The sequence below is a fragment of the Flavobacterium aerium genome (assembly GCF_030766725.1).
Lineage (GTDB): Bacteria > Bacteroidota > Bacteroidia > Flavobacteriales > Flavobacteriaceae > Flavobacterium > Flavobacterium aerium.
Genome location: NZ_JARQWR010000006.1, coordinates 68166 through 86541, shown reverse-complemented (window position 1 = coordinate 86541; position 18376 = coordinate 68166). Strand labels below are relative to the sequence as shown.

The 18376-nt window shown below is 31.8% G+C and carries 18 protein-coding genes and 1 pseudogene; 7 read left to right on the top strand and 12 right to left on the bottom strand.

What is annotated here, in order from left to right; all coding sequences use genetic code 11:
* Window positions 1-104: 104 nt before the first annotated feature.
* From P6733_RS09620 to P6733_RS09595, 6 genes are all read right to left on the bottom strand, one after another.
* Window positions 105-677: a fused DSP-PTPase phosphatase/NAD kinase-like protein gene (locus P6733_RS09620; RefSeq protein ID WP_306352650.1), complete on the bottom strand. Its 573-nt coding sequence runs from the start codon at window positions 675-677 to the stop codon at window positions 105-107.
* A 160-nt stretch (window positions 678-837) separates the two neighbouring features.
* Entirely contained in the window at window positions 838-1179 is a 342-nt protein-coding gene (locus P6733_RS09615) for an immunity protein Imm33 domain-containing protein (RefSeq protein WP_306352649.1), read from the bottom strand.
* Window positions 1180-1184: 5 nt separating this feature from the next.
* Window positions 1185-1613 (bottom strand): hypothetical protein, encoded by a 429-nt coding sequence (locus P6733_RS09610; protein WP_306352648.1) that lies wholly within the window; start codon window positions 1611-1613, stop codon window positions 1185-1187.
* 115 nt (window positions 1614-1728) lie between these two features.
* Complete coding sequence (locus P6733_RS09605) at window positions 1729-2145, bottom strand: hypothetical protein (protein WP_306352647.1); 417 nt, start codon at window positions 2143-2145, stop codon at window positions 1729-1731.
* 118 nt (window positions 2146-2263) lie between these two features.
* On the bottom strand, window positions 2264-2689 hold the full coding sequence (locus tag P6733_RS09600) for a hypothetical protein (protein ID WP_306352646.1): 426 nt from the start codon (window positions 2687-2689) through the stop codon (window positions 2264-2266).
* 272 nt (window positions 2690-2961) lie between these two features.
* Window positions 2962-3300 carry a hypothetical protein gene (locus P6733_RS09595; protein ID WP_306352645.1) on the bottom strand — a complete coding sequence of 113 codons (339 nt, stop codon included), beginning with the start codon at window positions 3298-3300 and terminating at the stop codon, window positions 2962-2964.
* Between the two features lie 520 nt (window positions 3301-3820).
* Here P6733_RS09595 and P6733_RS09590 point away from each other — a divergent pair.
* Complete coding sequence (locus P6733_RS09590) at window positions 3821-5053, top strand: serine hydrolase domain-containing protein (protein WP_306352644.1); 1233 nt, start codon at window positions 3821-3823, stop codon at window positions 5051-5053.
* Between the two features lie 31 nt (window positions 5054-5084).
* On the opposite strand, the gene P6733_RS09585 is transcribed toward P6733_RS09590, so the two are convergent.
* Genes P6733_RS09585 through P6733_RS09570 form a run of 4 tightly spaced genes read right to left on the bottom strand, consistent with a single transcriptional unit; the run spans window position 5085 to window position 7475 of the window.
* Window positions 5085-5726, bottom strand: coding sequence for a DUF6891 domain-containing protein (locus tag P6733_RS09585; protein ID WP_306352643.1), 642 nt, complete (start codon window positions 5724-5726; stop codon window positions 5085-5087).
* Window positions 5727-5748: 22 nt separating this feature from the next.
* The gene (locus P6733_RS09580) at window positions 5749-6234 is read right to left on the bottom strand and encodes a hypothetical protein (protein WP_306352642.1); all 486 of its coding nucleotides are present in this window, start codon (window positions 6232-6234) and stop codon (window positions 5749-5751) included.
* A gap of 10 nt (window positions 6235-6244) precedes the next feature.
* Window positions 6245-7093, bottom strand: a complete 849-nt coding sequence (locus P6733_RS09575; protein ID WP_306352641.1) for a tetratricopeptide repeat protein — start codon at window positions 7091-7093, stop codon at window positions 6245-6247.
* A gap of 25 nt (window positions 7094-7118) precedes the next feature.
* Window positions 7119-7475 (bottom strand): hypothetical protein, encoded by a 357-nt coding sequence (locus P6733_RS09570; protein WP_306352640.1) that lies wholly within the window; start codon window positions 7473-7475, stop codon window positions 7119-7121.
* A gap of 581 nt (window positions 7476-8056) precedes the next feature.
* On the opposite strand from P6733_RS09570, the gene P6733_RS09565 reads away from it, so the two are divergent.
* The 6 genes and pseudogenes from P6733_RS09565 (at window position 8057) to P6733_RS09535 (ending at window position 16401) form a co-directional block, all read left to right on the top strand.
* Complete coding sequence (locus tag P6733_RS09565; protein ID WP_306352639.1) at window positions 8057-9835, top strand: AMP-dependent synthetase/ligase; 1779 nt, start codon at window positions 8057-8059, stop codon at window positions 9833-9835.
* Between the two features lie 106 nt (window positions 9836-9941).
* The gene (locus P6733_RS09560; protein ID WP_306352638.1) at window positions 9942-10403 is read left to right on the top strand and encodes a MarR family winged helix-turn-helix transcriptional regulator; all 462 of its coding nucleotides are present in this window, start codon (window positions 9942-9944) and stop codon (window positions 10401-10403) included.
* Window positions 10404-10470: 67 nt separating this feature from the next.
* Entirely contained in the window at window positions 10471-12861 is a 2391-nt protein-coding gene (locus tag P6733_RS09555) for a 3-hydroxyacyl-CoA dehydrogenase/enoyl-CoA hydratase family protein (protein ID WP_306352637.1), read from the top strand.
* Window positions 12862-12998: 137 nt separating this feature from the next.
* Window positions 12999-14180, top strand: a complete 1182-nt coding sequence (locus P6733_RS09550; protein WP_306352636.1) for an acetyl-CoA C-acyltransferase — start codon at window positions 12999-13001, stop codon at window positions 14178-14180.
* Window positions 14181-14214: 34 nt separating this feature from the next.
* A pseudogene (locus P6733_RS17995) lies at window positions 14215-14572 on the top strand (four helix bundle protein).
* A gap of 38 nt (window positions 14573-14610) precedes the next feature.
* The gene (locus tag P6733_RS09535; RefSeq protein ID WP_306352634.1) at window positions 14611-16401 is read left to right on the top strand and encodes an acyl-CoA dehydrogenase family protein; all 1791 of its coding nucleotides are present in this window, start codon (window positions 14611-14613) and stop codon (window positions 16399-16401) included.
* Between the two features lie 104 nt (window positions 16402-16505).
* Here P6733_RS09535 and P6733_RS09530 read toward each other — a convergent pair whose 3' ends face one another.
* Together P6733_RS09530 and P6733_RS09525 are read right to left on the bottom strand one after the other, a co-directional pair.
* Window positions 16506-17225, bottom strand: coding sequence for a LytR/AlgR family response regulator transcription factor (locus P6733_RS09530; RefSeq protein ID WP_306352633.1), 720 nt, complete (start codon window positions 17223-17225; stop codon window positions 16506-16508).
* Window positions 17201-18193, bottom strand: coding sequence for a sensor histidine kinase (locus P6733_RS09525; RefSeq protein ID WP_306352632.1), 993 nt, complete (start codon window positions 18191-18193; stop codon window positions 17201-17203). Before P6733_RS09525 ends, P6733_RS09530 begins: the two co-directional genes overlap by 25 nt.
* Window positions 18194-18376 lie beyond the last annotated feature (183 nt).

Genomic DNA, 18376 nt, shown 5'->3' with positions numbered 1-18376 from the left:
ACTGTATAATAATTGATATAAAAAAACAGGTAAAAGTACGATTCACCTGTTTTTCAACTGCAAAAGCAATTTAAACAAAAGGTTATATTAATGATTCTTTTATGTTACTTCACGAAAGATTCATTTCTTTTTATGTAGGATTTGATGTATTCTCCTTTGGGCGTATTATTATCAAAAGAGCTGAATTTCACTAATGTTCTGGTGTTTTTTCGAGCTTCTTCATTGGAATGTCCTTCATATTCAATTTCATATAATGCTGCATATAGCCCTGCTCTTCCTATTCCATGATGACAATGTACTAATATTGGGTAGTTCTCCTCATTATCTAGAATAGTGAAATAGGCATCTAGATTTTGTTGATTTGGAATTTGTTCTGATGGTACTCTAAAGTAATTGACTCCTTTTATTGCATTGACTGCCATTCTTTCTGCTTTAATATCTTTGGCTTCTTCAGGATTATTGACCGAATCTTTTGAACCTGATTCTCTTAAATCAATAATAGTTTTAATCTTATAACGGTCAACGTATTCAACAATTTTATCGGGTGGTATTGTCCCTGATTTATAGAATTTATTTTTGTTTATTTCTGTAAATCTATAATTATAATGAACTTGGTAAATATAATTCCCTAACACTACTAATACAGCTATTGCTATAATGATTCTTTTTTTACGCATAATCTATGTATCTTTTTATATTTCTTCCTTAAAAAAGGCCAGAAATTATTTCGATACAAAATTCGATTTTGCCTCAGTAATCCTCTACCATGATACGCTATATAAAAAGCACTATAGGTCTTTTTTATAATTTAACATCATTCTTATTCAATGTTATTTCTTATTCCTGTAACCATACATCTTCATACCCTTGATCATCAATTATAAATTTTACACAGGCTGGCAATCGGAGATAATTAATGACTAATGGCAATAATTCATTCAAATGTTCGGTATGTATAGGTTGGTAAAAATCAATCGCATCGGAATGTTCTCCACAATGAATAAACCAACTAATGTTTCCTCCTTCTGGCATTTCAATTCGAGTTCCATAGATTGGTGTTTTACCAATTGTTTGTAGCGCAACAGCAATCATTTCATCGGGTTCAGTTTCAGCTAATCTATATTTTAAACAAATTGCCTGTTGTTTCTCAAGATTATTATTTGAGTCTAATTTTGACATTATTATTATCGATAGTATTTACTTTGCAATTTATCATTTAAAAACTTATTTTTTAAATTTTTAAACTGTTGTATTACACTATTTTTCCGATAGTTTATGCCCTCTATATCTCGTAAAATTCTAAAAGTAATTTTCTCATCATATTTAAATTGTATTTTAATGAGCGTACTGGTCAACCTTTTTGTTATTGTTAAATCTTTTATTTCAGAAAACCAGTATTTTACAGTTTTAACAGGCTCTTTTGTTTGAGAGTCTAATTCTATTACTGTAGTACTTTTATCATCTGTAAGAACTATTAACGGTTTTGGTGGTATAAGAAATAGTCTACTCCACAAATTGCCTTTGATTGCCAAACATCCATTCATTTCACATTCTTCTACTTCATTTTGCTTTACAAAAGCATGGATATATTCATTTGTAATTTTAAATTTCATATCAAAATCATATTACTTTTCACAAATTACAAACCTCATTATTATATTGTATTTATAATATCAAAATAAGGCATATTACCAACAGTATAAGTCTTATTTTTTTATATTTTCAGAATTATGCACTACTAATCATTGATTCTAAAAACGAGGTTTTATAGTTTTTCTTTCGTAATTTTTCAATAATATTTTTTTGATAATAGCTGAATTCCAGAAATCTATAAATCTTCAATCGTATTCTTTTTGTATTATCTAACAGGATATCCACCTTGGTATTTAATAGATTTTCTTCCATTTTAATCTCTTTAATTTCAGAACATCTGTATTTTTTGGTTTGTATGGGTGAATTAGTAAAAATCCCTAATCGAATTAGCACAAGTTTCTTTTTATCTAGTAATAGAATGGCTGTTTTTGGAATAAAAAAGTGTGTTATTAATCTTTGTTCTTTTACATAAGCTCCTATCATTTCATGATTCCCATCTTCATGTAATTTTATTAGATTATCAATACGTTTGGCCGCTATAATTTGTTTCATATTAATTTGTTTCAATTCCTATTTAAAATGAAATCAAATATCTAGCATGATATTAACTTAATCTATTATAATAAGGTATATAAACAAAATAATGAGGCCAAATTTGAAGAAGTATCTGCTAACTATACTGACTTCTATATTTTGTCATTTGTAACTTTTCATAGATTCTTTTAAATCTCATAATTACATCATATTTATCTTCTTGTGATTTAGAATTAATTGTAATAAACTTAAGTATAATCTTCTTATCGTATTTAAAATGAATACTAATTCTTGTACCACAGAAAAGTTTTGCAATACAAATTTTTCTGATCTCAGAATAATTATACTTTACTGTTTTTAAAGGTTCCTTGGATGTAAATCCAAATGATACTAGGGTGAAACTACGATCATCAGCCAATACTACTACTTTTTTCGGAAGGGATAGTGTTAAGAGCCGAAATAAACTTCCTCTTATCGCACTGCATCCAAACATTTCATTTTCTTTTACACCATGTTTTTTGATTAAACCATCAATATATTCTTTGTTAATTTCAAACTCCATATTCTATCAATTTTTAGTATTTACAATTGCTGTTTTAAATCGAAATTGTCTCAAAAAAACATCCTCTTTCAAACAGAATATCATATAACTATCACTAAATATTATCCTTAATTACTGTTCAAAAATCAAATAAAATATTTATATCACCTAAAAATAGCATTCACAATTCTACTCATAAATACAAAAACACTTAAAATCAATATTCTTCATAAAAGCTTATTTTTTTAACTGTGTAGCTTTGAGTAGTACAAGAAAATAATTTAGATGATTCGTTAACTAGAAAACAATAAGAAAGGGCTAAAGAAAACTTGTCCGTTATTAATTATTTCCACCAACTCGACCTGAGTGGGCATCTGATCGATATATTCTGGCCAAATCCGGTCAAGATAGAGTTCCCATGATTCAATGGATACTTTTTTTACTCCTTCACGAACCTCATCAAATGCATATCCTTTTGCCTGAATAGATTCTACTCCTTTTTCTACTGCCGCTTTGTGATTTGATGCTGCCGAATAACAAACTACGTAAGTATTTTTCAAATCATCTGGCATTATTATAGTGTCATTCTCTAAAACTCTCATCATAAACTTGTAGAGATTATTTCTTTTCATAGATTCTTGAAAAAGTTATATTTTTTTTTCGATGTAAAAATCTATCTTCTTATATAAAATACCCGACAAAATAAGTTTGAAAAACACCAAAATAAGACCAAATATTTCTTTCTCAAAAAGGGGAGAACAGTATTTTTAAATAAAAAATATCATAAAGTCAAATATTGCTTATGAAGGATTGCTTACGATATAAAAAAATCTTAATCAATAACAATTTTAGGAATAGTATTCTCAACATTCATTTTTCTAAATTTTTCTTAAAATTTATTTACTAGATTTAGAGTAATAAAAAAAGTAATTTTAAAGAACTGTAAATCACCACGATTTTATCATGTCAGTAATCACAAAAATCCGTTTCAAATATTTGCCTTGAGTACATGATTAATCAGAAGGCATTTTACAAATGGAAGAATAAATGCTTTGACATGGAATGGAAGTCATTTAAGTATATACATCAAACTGAAGAACAATAACTATAACAAAATTAAAAAGTTACCGTTTTTAAATAAAATAAAAAATAATGAAATATCTATTTTTAATCCTCATTCTTCCCATGCTACTATTTTCGTGTAAACAAAAAAATGAACCTAACAGGGCAAATAAAAAAAAGTATACCATAATAAATGACACACTAACTGAAAACTTAAAATTGGCTTATGAAAAAGGTGCAATTCATGGTTTTTCTGTTTCAGTAGTGAATGAAAAAGGGTTAATTTACGATAAAGGGTTTGGGTTTTCAGATATTGAGCAAAATAAACCATACACTTCTAATACAATTCAAAACATAGCTTCAATATCCAAAACACTAATAGGAATATCCTTGTTTAAGGCACAAGAATTAGGAAAATTAAATATAAATGATCCTATCAATAAATATTTGCCTTTTAAGATTGTCAATCCAAATCATCCTGAAATTCCAATCTTAATCAAACATTTGGCTTATCATACTTCTTCAATTATTGATCTTGATGAAATTTATAAAAAATCATATGTTTTAACACGAAATGAACATGCCGATAATGAAGGTACTTATGATTATTTCAATAAACCTGAAACTAATATTCCTTTACTAAATTTCATTCAAAACAGTCTTACTCAAAATGGGAAATGGTATACAAAAAATACATTTTCAAAAGCAAAACCGGGAGAAAAACGTGATTATTCGAATATTGCTGCAGCTCTTTGTGCATTAGTAATACAATCTGCAACTGGAGAAGATTACCGCACTTTTACTAGAGAGAACATCTTAAAACCATTGCAAATAAATACCTCTGGTTGGTCATCAACAGACATCGATCTTAAAATGCGTTCCAGATTGTTTGCAAATAAAGAGAAAATGATAGCCGAATATTCACTCATAACTTATGCTGACGGTGGATTTCTAACATCAAGTCATGATTTAGGATTATTTTTATCAGAATTAATAAAAGGTTATGAAGGAAAAGGAATATTGTTAAACCAAGAGAGTTATAAAAAACTCTTTGAAAAACAAAAATTTTTAAATAAAGAAAACAGCGAAGGTTTTGGTGTTTTTATTGAATTTCGCGATGAATTTTTAAATATTAAAAATGATATGGTTGGTCATAATGGTTCTGATCCAGGGGTATTTACAGCCATGTATTTTAATCCTAAAACTAAAATAGGGAAAGTATTACTAGTTAACACAGATACAGATTTTACAGATGATGTATGGCCTGAAATAAAAGAAATATGGAAATCATTATCAGATTCCGAAAATCTAATTAATAAATAACGATCAAAAAAATGTCATTTATTGTGATTTATTAGATCGTCATCAATCTAATTACTTCTCTATAATCCAACAAGTTTCTTTCTGATTTATCAAATGTTTTTCTCCATTTAAAATCTGGAATTAAAATTTTGACGTTTGGAATTTCTCCCCACTCTACTGTGAAACCATTCTCCTGTAGCACTTTTACAATTTGTCTCCCAACTCCAATAGTAACCTCATCTTCTGAATTATCAATTTTTTGAAAAGCAAGGTACAAACTTGAGTCTTCTGGTTGGATTGCTCGAGCTAAGTCTTGTTCGTGGTAAAAACAATACCCATTCGACCTAACTCCTTTTTCAATTAATTCATTCTCAACATCAACAACCTCATATTCCCCATCACTTGTAGTAAATCCTGCATTGTGTAAGGCTGTAATATTTATTTTTGCTAATTCATCAAATGCTTTAATCAGTCTTTCTGTATCAGTTGGCCTATCCCACTTTTCGCTTTCATGAATCAATTTCTGATATTCCTCATCGATAAGATTATTCACCCATTCTTCTGAAATTTCATCTTCAAATTTATTGTCCTCAACCTGCTCCATAACAATTTCCTTGATTTCCTCTATCGGTAAAAAACCCATTCTAACTTGGTCAAAAATGGACTCGTATATAAATGTTTCGTTTTCGGTCATAATCATTATCTTTTATTTATTATTAAAGAAATGCAAATGGTAAATTTTCAATGGCTATCTCAAGTTTTATCAATTCTTCTCTAAAGTCGTTTTCTTCTTGTTCAGAAACCTCATCTGTTTCTTCTTCTAATTGATATACAAGATTGGCCAATACAACCCATTTTTCGAGATTAAAATCCAAGCTTTGAATACTTGTTAAATATATATTTTCGGCTTCATGATCATAAAATCCCATATTATTTTGATGCTTCTCTAATAACCAAAAATCCCCTTGGCCACTAGTCGCAAAAATAGTCCACTTATCTTTTATCTCTATAGACTCTGAATGCAAGAATGCATTATACTCTTTTAAATCAACATCATTACACACTACAAAATCTGCTGCTAGTTCAATTCCTCTTAGCCTCATCATGATTTCATGGGCGTAAGCAGGTAATTCAAGTTCTATCTTACCTTGTAATCGATATTTATATAGTATGTCTTCTAGTTTTTTTATTCTTATTGGCATATTCTATTTATTAGGCTAATTCTTCCAATAATTTTTTCGCACGACCAAAACCCTGATTTGCTGATTTTTGCAACCATTCAATCGCTTTGGATTCATCTATTTCAACCAAATCTCCTTCTAAGTACATTTTAGCCAAATCATACTGCCCGTGTGCATCTCCACTCTCAGCTCTCGGATAATGAAAAGTAACTTGCCTTTGTTCCGTATTCAATTCCCAATACTCCCGTTTATTTGTATGATAGAATCGTACTATATGATTATTCTCCCAAATCAATTTCCCTAAAATACTTTCAAATAAACCTAAACCGATATTAATTCTTATAATCGGATATTCGACTTCTTCGGCTGATTTCTTTGCTTTCAGTACAAATCCAATCTCCAACTTATCATTCGTTTTCCAAACAATACCAACTGCTTTTGTTTTTTCTTCATTCAATTTTGGTTTTACCCAAACTCCTTCAAATTTGTATTCTTTGCTATCAACTGTTTTTTGTAATTCCAAAATCGCTCCGAGATCCCATCCATGCTCCTTTCCTACTTCTAAAAGTGCACTTGTCACTTCCTGAATCAATGCCTGTTGAATGTCCTTTGGAGTTGAGTTTATATCTAGTTCTTTCAAATATTGATAAGGATGATTGTAAATCAATACCGTGTCACCCATCACTGTTATTTCCTTACTATCGATACCGCCATTCAGAATGACTTTACTAATACCCTGTGTAGTTATTTTAGCTTTCGCTAAATAATAAGCATAAAGTGTTGCTGCTTCCCGTATTGCGTTTACTATTATTGTGTCTTGAAGACCTAGAATATCTTCCAATTTATAATTCATTTCGACAACCTGTAAATACTTGGCCATACAATCAAAATCATTTTTTATTCTATTAAACTTTATGCTTACTGAACTTTTCAATCCATCCATCACTACTTACTAACTCTCCAGCTAGCCCATCACTTATTTCACAAATATTCTTTCCTTCCATTAGCAACTGCATTTCATCTTCGTGCTGTTCCAACATAGATAAGACATTGAATAATGTTGTATCAACAGTAGCATTCACTATGGTTTTAATGACCTGCAACTGTTCCGCAGTAAAGACTTTCAAAGATTGATGTAATTCTATAGCTTGTTCTGATTTTAATGTTCCCGATTCAATAGTATTAAATCGATCTAGTGCACGATCTCGAACAGCTGTAATTAGCACTGTACCAAAGGCTTCTAAAACTTCTTTATCTGACATGTTTATAATTGTAAAAAATTAGATTCTGCTTGATTTACAAATGCTTTAATCTTTGTTATACAAGATTGCTTTATTCATCTTTTTAAGATGTCCAATGAACGAAGATAAATAAAATCGATTTATTATTTTATCCCATTTTCACGGTTTATATTAATTCCAAAGGAAGAAAATGATTCGATTATTCTTACCATGTCTTTTTTGAATTTAGTAATCAATTTTTATCAAAATTTACTTTCAAATAAGAAACAATAATCATCATCAGCAATTACATTAAGAACCACTAAAAAATGCCACTCACACCCAAATAGTAGGCGCGCATAGTACCAATGTCATTTTCAGGTTATGAATTGTCAATATTTAGCTGCGTTTTAATATGAAATTCGTATAAAAATGGCTGTTAAAAAAAAGATTTAATTATTCATTTCACAAAAAAACACATTAATACCACCTCCGGAAATTCGAAAAATGTTATAAAAATGAGAATTATATAAAAATATAGTTGATATGTTATAGAAAGAAAAAAATATTGCCTTTTCATTTTTATTTTCCTAATTTGCATTAAAATTAAATCTACCTCAAAAATGAATGAAGTCACCCGATTATTCGATTTCCCATACTATCAACTAAAAAATCATAATTTATCTGATTCTTTGGTCACAAAATATGACGGAAAATGGGTAAAAACCTCTACAGAGGAATATATCAAAAAAGCGAATGCAATTAGTCGTGGGCTTTTGAGATTAGGCATTCAAAAAGACGAAAAAATTGCTGTTATTTCTACAAATAACAGAACGGAATGGAACATCATCGATATTGGAATTCTTCAAATTGGTGCTCAAAACGTTCCTATCTATCCTACTATTTCAGAAGAAGACTACGAATATATATTAAACCATTCTCAAGCTACTTATTGTTTTGTATCGGATACTTCTGTATTAGAGAAAATACAATCAATCCGAAAAAATCTAACCAATTTAAAAGAGGTATATTCTTTTGATGCTATTGACGGTTGCAAAAACTGGCAGGAGATATTAGATTTAGGTGCAGACGAAAGCAATCAGAATGAAGTGGAAGCACGAAAAGATGTTATCACCACAGAAGATTTAGCCACTATCATTTATACCTCAGGAACAACTGGTCGTCCTAAAGGTGTAATGTTATCCCATAAAAATATTGTTTCAGATGTATTAGCCAGTTCTAAAAGAGTTCCTTTTGAACCTGGAAAATATAGAGGACTAAGCTTCCTTCCTGTTTGTCATATTTTTGAAAGAATGATTTTGTATCTATACCAATATTATGGTGTATCAATCTATTTTGCAGAATCTATTGAAAAAATGAGTGATAACCTGAAAGAAGTTAAACCTAATGTAATAACTGCAGTTCCTCGTTTACTAGAAAAAGTATACGATAAAATATACGCTAAAGGAAGCGAACTTACTGGCATCAAAAAGAAACTTTTCTTTTGGGCTATTGAATTAGGTTTAAAATTTGAACCTTATGGTGCTAATGGATGGTGGTATGAATTCCAACTGTCTATTGCTCGAAAATTAATTTTCAGCAAATGGCAAGAAGGCCTAGGTGGTAATCTTGATTTAATGGTTTCAGGAAGTGCTGGTTTACAACCTCGTTTAGCACGTGTTTTTGCCGCAGCAAACATTCCAGTAATGGAAGGATATGGTTTAACTGAAACTTCTCCTGTTATTGCAGTAAATGATCAACGTAACAGAGGTTTCAAAATCGGAACCGTAGGTAAAGTATTAGAAGGAGTTGAAGTGAAAATTGCCGAAGATGGAGAAATTCTTTGCAAAGGACCTAACGTTATGATGGGCTATCTTAATGACAAAGAAAAAACGGATGAAGCAATTATTGATGGATATTTCCACACTGGTGATATTGGAGAAATCGATAGTGAAGGTTTCTTAAAAATTACCGATCGTAAAAAAGAAATGTTTAAAACATCGGGTGGTAAATATGTCGCTCCACAATTGATCGAAAATGAAATGAAACAATCTCGTTTCATTGAACAAATCATGGTGGTAGGTGAAGGTGAAAAAATGCCAGCAGCATTTATTCAACCCAACTTCGAATTTGTTAAAGATTGGGCTACTCGTAAACACATCAATATTGGTTCTACGAATGAAGAAATTGTTGCTAATGCCGATGTAATAAAAAGAATCAAAGAAGATGTAGATGCTACCAATACAAAATTCGGACATTGGGAACAAGTAAAACGATTTGAACTTACTCCAGATGTCTGGTCTATTGATGCCGGGCAACTGACCCCTACTTTAAAACTGAAAAGAAAAATTATTAAAGAGATGTATCAAAAATTATACAATAAAATATACGATATACAATAAGCAAAAATGCTCCTCGCACTGAGGGGCTTTTTTTTACAAAAATTTAACCCATTTATTATGCATGCATAATAAATTTTTTATTATATTTGAAATTATATTAAGATTCATGAAAGACAAAACAATAGACTACATCCTGAGAGCTACATGGCAAGCAGTTGCCAGAATGTATAATGAAGAAGCTTCAAAATATGGCGCTACAATGGCCACAGGATTTGCTCTTTTGAGTATTGATAGAGAAAATGGAACTCCTTCTACAGCATTAGGTCCTAAGATGGGAATGGAAGCAACAAGTCTTACCCGTACCCTAAAATCAATGGAAGAAAAAGGACTAATCGTTAGAAAAAAGAATCCAATTGATGGACGAGGTGTATTGATTTATCTAACCAAATTAGGAAAGGAAAAAAGAGAATTATCAAAGGCAACGGTATTGAAGTTTAATGAAACCGTTAAACACCATATATCAGAAGAAAAGATGCAACACTTTATTGAAGTATCTGAGATTATAAACGAATTAATTACTGAAAAGAATATTTTCAATAAATCAGAGAATAAAGAACAAGAGGTATAATAACTTTCTTTTTGCTATTAGAAAGGAAGCATAAAAACTCAATGTTAAACAACAAACAAATTATAAAATGAAACGAATTATTAAAAAGATTGCTGTAATCGGTTCAGGAATTATGGGATCCGGTATTGCTGCTCACTTTGCCAATATTGGCGTGGAAGTATTACTCCTAGACATTGTCCCAAGAGAATTGACTGAAGCAGAGCAGAAAAAAGGACTGACATTAGAAAGTAAAGTTGTACGCAACAGAATGGTAAATGACCATTTAGCAAATGCTTTGAAATCTAAGCCTTCACCAATTTACGACCCAAAATTTGCTAACCGCATTACTACAGGAAATCTTGATGATGATTTGGCAAAAATTGCAACAGTTGATTGGATTATTGAAGTAGTAGTTGAAAGACTTGATATTAAACAAAAAGTTTTTGAACAAATTGAAAAATTCAGAAAGCCTGGAACCCTTATTACTTCTAATACTTCAGGTATTCCTATTCACTTTATGAGTGAAGGACGTAGCGAAGATTTCCAAAAACACTTCTGCGGAACACACTTCTTTAATCCCGCACGTTATTTAAAATTATTTGAAATTATCCCAGGACCAAAAACTTCTCCTGAAGTTCTAGACTTCTTGGCTATATATGGAGAGAAATTCTTAGGTAAAACCTCAGTAGTTGCCAAAGATACTCCTGCATTCATTGGAAACCGTATTGGTATCTTCGGAATTATGAGTTTATTCCACCTTGTAAAAGAACTTGGAATGACAATTGAGGAAGTTGATAAACTAACGGGACCAGTTATTGGTCGCCCAAAATCAGCTACATTCAGAACTGTTGATGTAGTAGGTTTAGATACATTAGTACATGTTGCAAATGGATTGTATGAAAACTGTCCAAATGATGAAGCACATGACTTATTTAAACTACCTGATTTCATCAACACTATGATGACTAACAATTGGTTAGGAAGTAAATCAGGTCAAGGTTTCTACAAAAAAGTAGATAAAGATATTTTATCTCTTGATTTAGACACTTTAGAATACCGTGCTGCAAAAAAGGCTTCTTTTGCTACCTTAGAACTCACAAAAACTATTGATAAACCTATTGATCGTTTTAAAGTATTAGTAAAAGGAAAAGATAAAGCTGGTGATTTTTACCGTAAAAGCTTCTCTGCAATGTTCGCTTATGTATCGAATCGTATTCCTGAAATTTCAGATGATTTATACAAAATCGATGATGCCATGAAAGCTGGTTTTGGATGGGAAAATGGTCCTTTCGAAATATGGGATGCTATCGGTGTTGAAAAAGGTATCGAAATGATGAAGGCAGAAGGCTATACTCCTGCTGCATGGGTAAACGAAATGCTTGCTTCAGGAAACAATAGTTTCTACACAATAAAAGAAGGTACAACGCATTACTATGCAATTCCATCTAAAGCACAACAAAAAGTACCAGGACAGGATGCATTTATCATTCTGAACAATATACGCGAAAGCAAAAAAGTATGGAGTAATAGCGAAGCTATTATCCAAGACTTAGGAGATGGAATCTTAAACTTAGAGTTCCAATCTAAAATGAATACCATTGGTGGTGGTGTTTTACAAGGAATCAACAAAGCTATCGATTTAGCAGAAAAAGAGTACAGTGGATTAGTTATTGGAAACCAAGCCGCTAATTTCTCTGTAGGAGCTAATTTAGGTATGATCTTTATGATGGCCGCCGAACAAGAATATGATGAATTAAACATGGCTATCAAAATGTTCCAAGACACTATGATGCGTGTACGTTATTCTGGAATTCCTGTAATAGTCGCTCCACATGGAATGGCTTTAGGTGGTGGATGCGAAATGAGTATGCATGCTGATAAAGTAGTTGCTGCAGCGGAAACTTATATTGGATTAGTTGAATTTGGTGTAGGTCTTATCCCAGGTGGTGGTGGATCGAAAGAGATGACTGTAAGAGCTGCTGATACTTTCCGTAAAAATGATGTTGAATTAAACGTACTACAGGAATATTTCTTGACTATAGGTACTGCAAAAGTAGCAACTTCAGCCTATGAAGCTTATGACTTAGGTATCTTACAACACGGGAAAGATGTTGTTGTTGTAAACAAAGATCGTCAAATTGCAGAAGCTAAAAAACATGCTTTATTATTAGCCGAAGCAGGATATACACAACCAGTACACAGAAAAGATATCAAAGTATTAGGAAAACAAGCTTTAGGAATGTTCTTAGTTGGAACAGACTCTATGGAGGCAGGTCATTATATCTCTGAGCACGATAAAAAAATCGCAAATAAATTAGCCTATGTAATGGCTGGTGGAGATTTGTCTGAAGCTACTTTAGTAACAGAACAATATTTATTAGACCTAGAACGTGAAGCTTTCTTATCATTATGTTCAGAAAGAAAAACGCTTGAGAGAATTCAATTCATGTTAACAAAAGGAAAACCATTGCGTAATTAGTGATGAGATGCTAGAATTGAGACGTTAGAAATGAAGTATTAAACAGTATAAATCATTATTAGAATGCATAAAGTTGATGATTTAAATCTCAATACTAAATACTCAATACTAAAACCTAAAATTTAAAAAAATTTAAAATGAAAACAGCATATATAGTAAAAGCATATAGAACGGCAGTTGGAAAAGCTCCCAAAGGAGTTTTTCGATTTAAAAGACCTGATGAATTAGCTGCTGAAACCATTCAGCATATTATGGCTGAATTACCAGACTTTGACAAGAAACGCATCGATGACGTAATGGTTGGAAATGCAATGCCAGAAGCAGAACAAGGTTTGAACGTTGCTCGTTTAATCTCTTTAATGGGATTAAAAATTGAAGATGTTCCAGGTGTAACCGTAAACCGTTATTGCGCTTCTGGATTAGAAACCATTGGAATGGCAACTGCAAAAATCCAAGCCGGTATGGCCGATTGTATTATTGCAGGCGGTGCAGAGAGTATGAGTTATATCCCAATGGGTGGATATAAACCAACTCCTGATTACAAAGTTGCAGCAGAAGGACACGAAAGCTACTACTGGGGAATGGGATTAACGGCAGAAGCCGTAGCAAAACAATTCAATGTATCTCGTGAAGATCAGGATGAATTTGCATTCAATTCACATCAAAAAGCATTAAAAGCACAGGCTGAAGGAAAATTTGATAAACAAATTGTTCCAATCACTGTAGAACAAGTATATGTAGATGAAAATGGCAAAAAAGCGACTAAGTCTTATGTTGTAAGTAAAGATGAAGGACCTAGAGCAGATACCTCTAAAGAACTTTTAGCGAAATTAAGACCTGTATTTGCTGCTGATGGTAGTGTTACTGCAGGAAACTCATCTCAAATGAGCGATGGTGCTGCATTTGTACTAATCATGTCAGAAGAAATGGTAAAAGAATTAAATCTTGAGCCAATTGCGAGATTAGTCAATTTTGCTTCTGCCGGTGTTGAACCACGTATTATGGGTATCGGTCCCGTAAAAGCTATTCCTAAAGTTTTAAAACAATCAGGATTACAATTAAAAGATATTGAATTATTTGAATTGAATGAAGCATTCGCTTCTCAATCCTTAGCTGTAATTCGTGAATTAGGTTTAAATCCAGATATCGTGAACGTAAACGGTGGTGCAATCGCTTTAGGACACCCTCTTGGATGTACTGGAGCAAAACTATCTGTTCAGTTATTTGACGAAATGAAACGCAGAGGAAATAAATACGGAATCGTAACGATGTGTGTAGGTACTGGTCAAGGATCTGCAGGAGTCTATGAACTATTATAGATTGTTATAAATGTTGAATTTTAAATGCTGAATTATAAAAAATGACAATTTGATGGCTGTAAAATCATTTGACTTCACACTAGAAACTGTTAAACTTTATATCGCACTTAAAAAAGAAAATGAATTCATCATTTCTAAACAATTAGTACGAAGTGGAACTAGTATTAGGAGCAAATATTGAGGAAGCCATTGCAGCTCAATCAAGAAAAGATTTTATACATAAAATGTCTATTGCATTCTAAAAAGCTCGTGAAACTAAATATTGGTTACGTTTATTAGATAAATCAGAATTAACTACTATTCCTATTGACAACTATTTAATAGAAATAGAGCACATTATTAATATTACAACAAAGATCATTAAGACTTCACAAGAAGCGCTTATAAAATAATTTAAAATTTAAAACTCAACATTTAAAATAACTAAGAGATGAGCGAAGTAACAAGAGGTGGTCAATTCCTCGTTAAAGAAACAAAATGTGAAGATATCTTCACGCCAGAAGATTTTTCTGAAGAGCAATTAATGATGCGTGACACGGTAAAAGAATTTATTGACCGTGAAGTATGGCCTAACAAAGACCGTTTTGAGAAAAAAGACTATGCTTTTACTGAAGAAACGATGCGTAAAGCTGGTGAATTAGGATTCTTAGGTGTGGCTGTTCCAGAAGAATACGGTGGATTAGGTATGGGATTCGTATCTACGATGTTGGTATGTGATTATATTTCTGGTGCAACAGGTTCATTTTCTACTGCATTTGGAGCACATACAGGTATTGGTACTATGCCAATCACACTATATGGTACTGAAGAACAAAAGAAAAAATACGTTCCTAAATTAGCTTCTGGAGAATGGTTTGGTGCTTACTGCTTAACTGAACCAGGTGCTGGATCTGATGCAAACAGTGGAAAAACTAAAGCTGTATTATCAGAAGATGGAACACATTATAAAATCACTGGACAAAAAATGTGGATTTCGAATGCAGGTTTCTGTAGCGTATTCATCGTTTTTGCTCGTATTGGTGATGATAAAAACATTACTGGATTTATTGTAGAAAATGATCCAAGCAATGGAATTTCAATGAATGAAGAAGAACACAAATTAGGTATTAGAGCTTCTTCTACTCGTCAGGTTTTCTTTAGCGATACTAAAGTTCCTGTTGAAAATATGCTTTCTGAAAGAGGTAATGGATTCAAAATTGCAATGAATGCACTAAATGTTGGACGTATTAAATTAGCCGCAGCTTGTTTGGATGCACAACGTAGAGTTACTTCTGGAGCAACTAAGTATGCTAACGAAAGAGTTCAGTTCAATGTGCCAATCTCAAGCTTTGGTGCAATCCGTTCTAAACTTGCTGAAATGGCAACCAATTGTTACGCAGGTGAGTCCGCTTCTTATAGAGCTGCAAAAAGTATTGAGGATAGAATTAATGCACGTGTGGCAGAAGGTTCTACTCACCAAGAAGCAGAATTAAAAGGAGTTGAAGAATTTGCAATTGAATGTTCAATTTTAAAAGTTGCCGTATCTGAGGATGTTCAAAACTGTTCAGATGAAGGTATCCAAATTTTTGGTGGAATGGGATTCTCAGAAGATACTCCAATGGAGAGTGCTTGGAGAGATGCTCGTATTGCTAGAATTTACGAAGGAACAAACGAAATCAACAGAATGTTATCTGTAGGTATGCTTGTAAAAAAAGCAATGAAAGGACATGTTGATTTATTAGGCCCTGCAATGAAAGTAGCTGAAGAATTAATGGGTATTCCATCATTCGATACACCAGACTACTCTGAATTGTTCTCTGAAGAGAAAGAAATGGTTGGTAAATTGAAAAAAGCTTTCTTAATGGTTGCTGGTAGTGCAGTACAAAAATACGGCCCAGACTTAGACAGTCACCAACAATTACTAATGGCAGCTTCAGATATGTTAATCGAAATCTATATGGCTGAGTCTGTTATTTTAAGAACAGAAAAATTAGCTAAGAAACAAGGTCAAGATAAAGTAAAAGAACAAATCGCAATGGCTCAATTGTATTTATACAAAGCGGTTGATATTGTTACATTAAAAGGAAAAGAAGGTATTGTTTCTTTTGCAGAAGGCGATGAACAACGTATGATGTTGATGGGTCTTAAACGTTTCACTAAATATGCTACAATGCCAAATGTTGTTGCATTAAGAGAAATTATTGCAGAGAAAATGATCGCTGACAATGCTTATTCTTTTTAAACCAAAATTGTAGTATAGTTTTTAGTATAGTTTAGTTTTAGTCAAAAAAGCCGCTTTAATCGAAAGATTAAGCGGCTTTTTCATTATAACGGTATTCCAACAAATTAATATCTTCTTCTATTTTTAATCATATTTTCATCCAATAGAATCTGGTACTTTCGTCCAATAGGAATTTCTTCTCCATTATCCAATATCAAATTCTGCTTCGAAATTCGGTTCGCATAATTTGCATTAATAATATACGATCGATGGATTTGAATGAAGGAATCCATTGTTAAGCTTTCTTTCAAACTCATTAATGTCCCATAAATAATCATGGGAGAAAAAGTGTTTTTAAGATATACTTTCAAGTAGTTCCCTATACTCTGGATATAAATAATATCATTAAGCAAAACTTCTTGTAAAATTCCATTTTGTCGTAAAGACACAGTCGTTTTTTTGACCACCTTACTTTCTTTGATATTACAAAAGACCTTTGCCTTTTCTACAGCTTTTAAAAATAAAGGCAATGAAACAGGCTTCATCAAATAATCAACCACATCATGTTGGTAGGATTTCAAGGCAAAATCAGAGTAAGCAGTAGTCACAATTGTAACCGGTCGTTGCGGTAATATTTCCATCAATTCTACCCCATTAATCAAAGGCATATTGATATCTAAAAACAGTATATCTATATTTTGCTCACGCAATAAACTTATGGCTTCTTTCCCATTGTAGGCACTGGCTACAAACTCTAATCCATCACTATTCAGAATATGCGATTGAATTACTTTGTGTGCCGGTTTCTCGTCATCAACAATTAAACATTTGTAGGTAGATCCCATAATCTAAGTTCTAGGTTAAAAACTCCTTTCTCGGCTTTTGATATTGTCAATTTATGCTTAATTAGTGATACTTCCAATCTTCGTCTTAAATTCTCCAGTCCAACTGCTGTTCCCTTTAATCGAGATTCACCTTCTAGGTAGTTATTTTTGATCGTAAAAATAAGGTCATTATTATGAAAATTCCAAATGATATCAATATATGGATTTTCTGCTTCCGAGGAGAATTTTGCTGCATTCTCTACTAAAGGAACAAAAAATAAAGGTGGAATAATCAAACTTTCATAATCTCCAATAGTATGACTTAGATAAGATAAATTATTACTCTTATACTGATGATAATCAATATACTTGGCAATAAAATCCATCTCCTCCATTATTGTCACATGTTCTTTTTTTGTAGCTTCGATCTGATAACGAAGTAATTCCGACAAAATCAAAATGCGTTCTGGAATTGTTTCAGGTGCAGTCAAGGCTTCTCCATACAAATTATTCATGGCATTCAGTAGGAAGTGCGGATTCAACTGTTGTTTCAAAAAAGAAAGTTCAGTTTCCGTATTCAATAACTTTTTTCTCGTTTGAATGACATTTTGCATAATCCATAAATGAATAAAATAAACTCCAGACCCAATCAAGGATATGGAAAAAGTACTTATAATTTCATTCAGAATGGTAAAATGAATGCCCTGATTCTTATTGATTACTAGGCTAACAATAGTATAGAAAGTCCAAAACAGAAAAAAACCTCTAAAAAATTCTTTATATTTTTCTTTTAATAAAAGCTGTTTAATTAAAACTATATTATTAAAAAACACCGAAAAATATACTCCCAAAAATATTGAAATGAATGCTAATGGAGTCGGAATATAATCTCCTTCTTGATCTTCTCCAAAAAGAGCTAGAATAAACAAAATCCCAAGAAAGACAAAGTTTCTTAGATAAATATTTTCATAGGATAATTTCAATTTCATAAACGCAAAATTATAGTAAATAATATTTTAACCACTAAAAATTACACAAACGCCATTAGTATAAATAATAATCCATTAATATAGTTTTTCACATAACTGTAACAATTTGCCTCTATATTTGTCTAGTATTTATGAGGATTTTTCCTTAGACATTCCAAAGCCTATTTATTCCACAAAATTTAT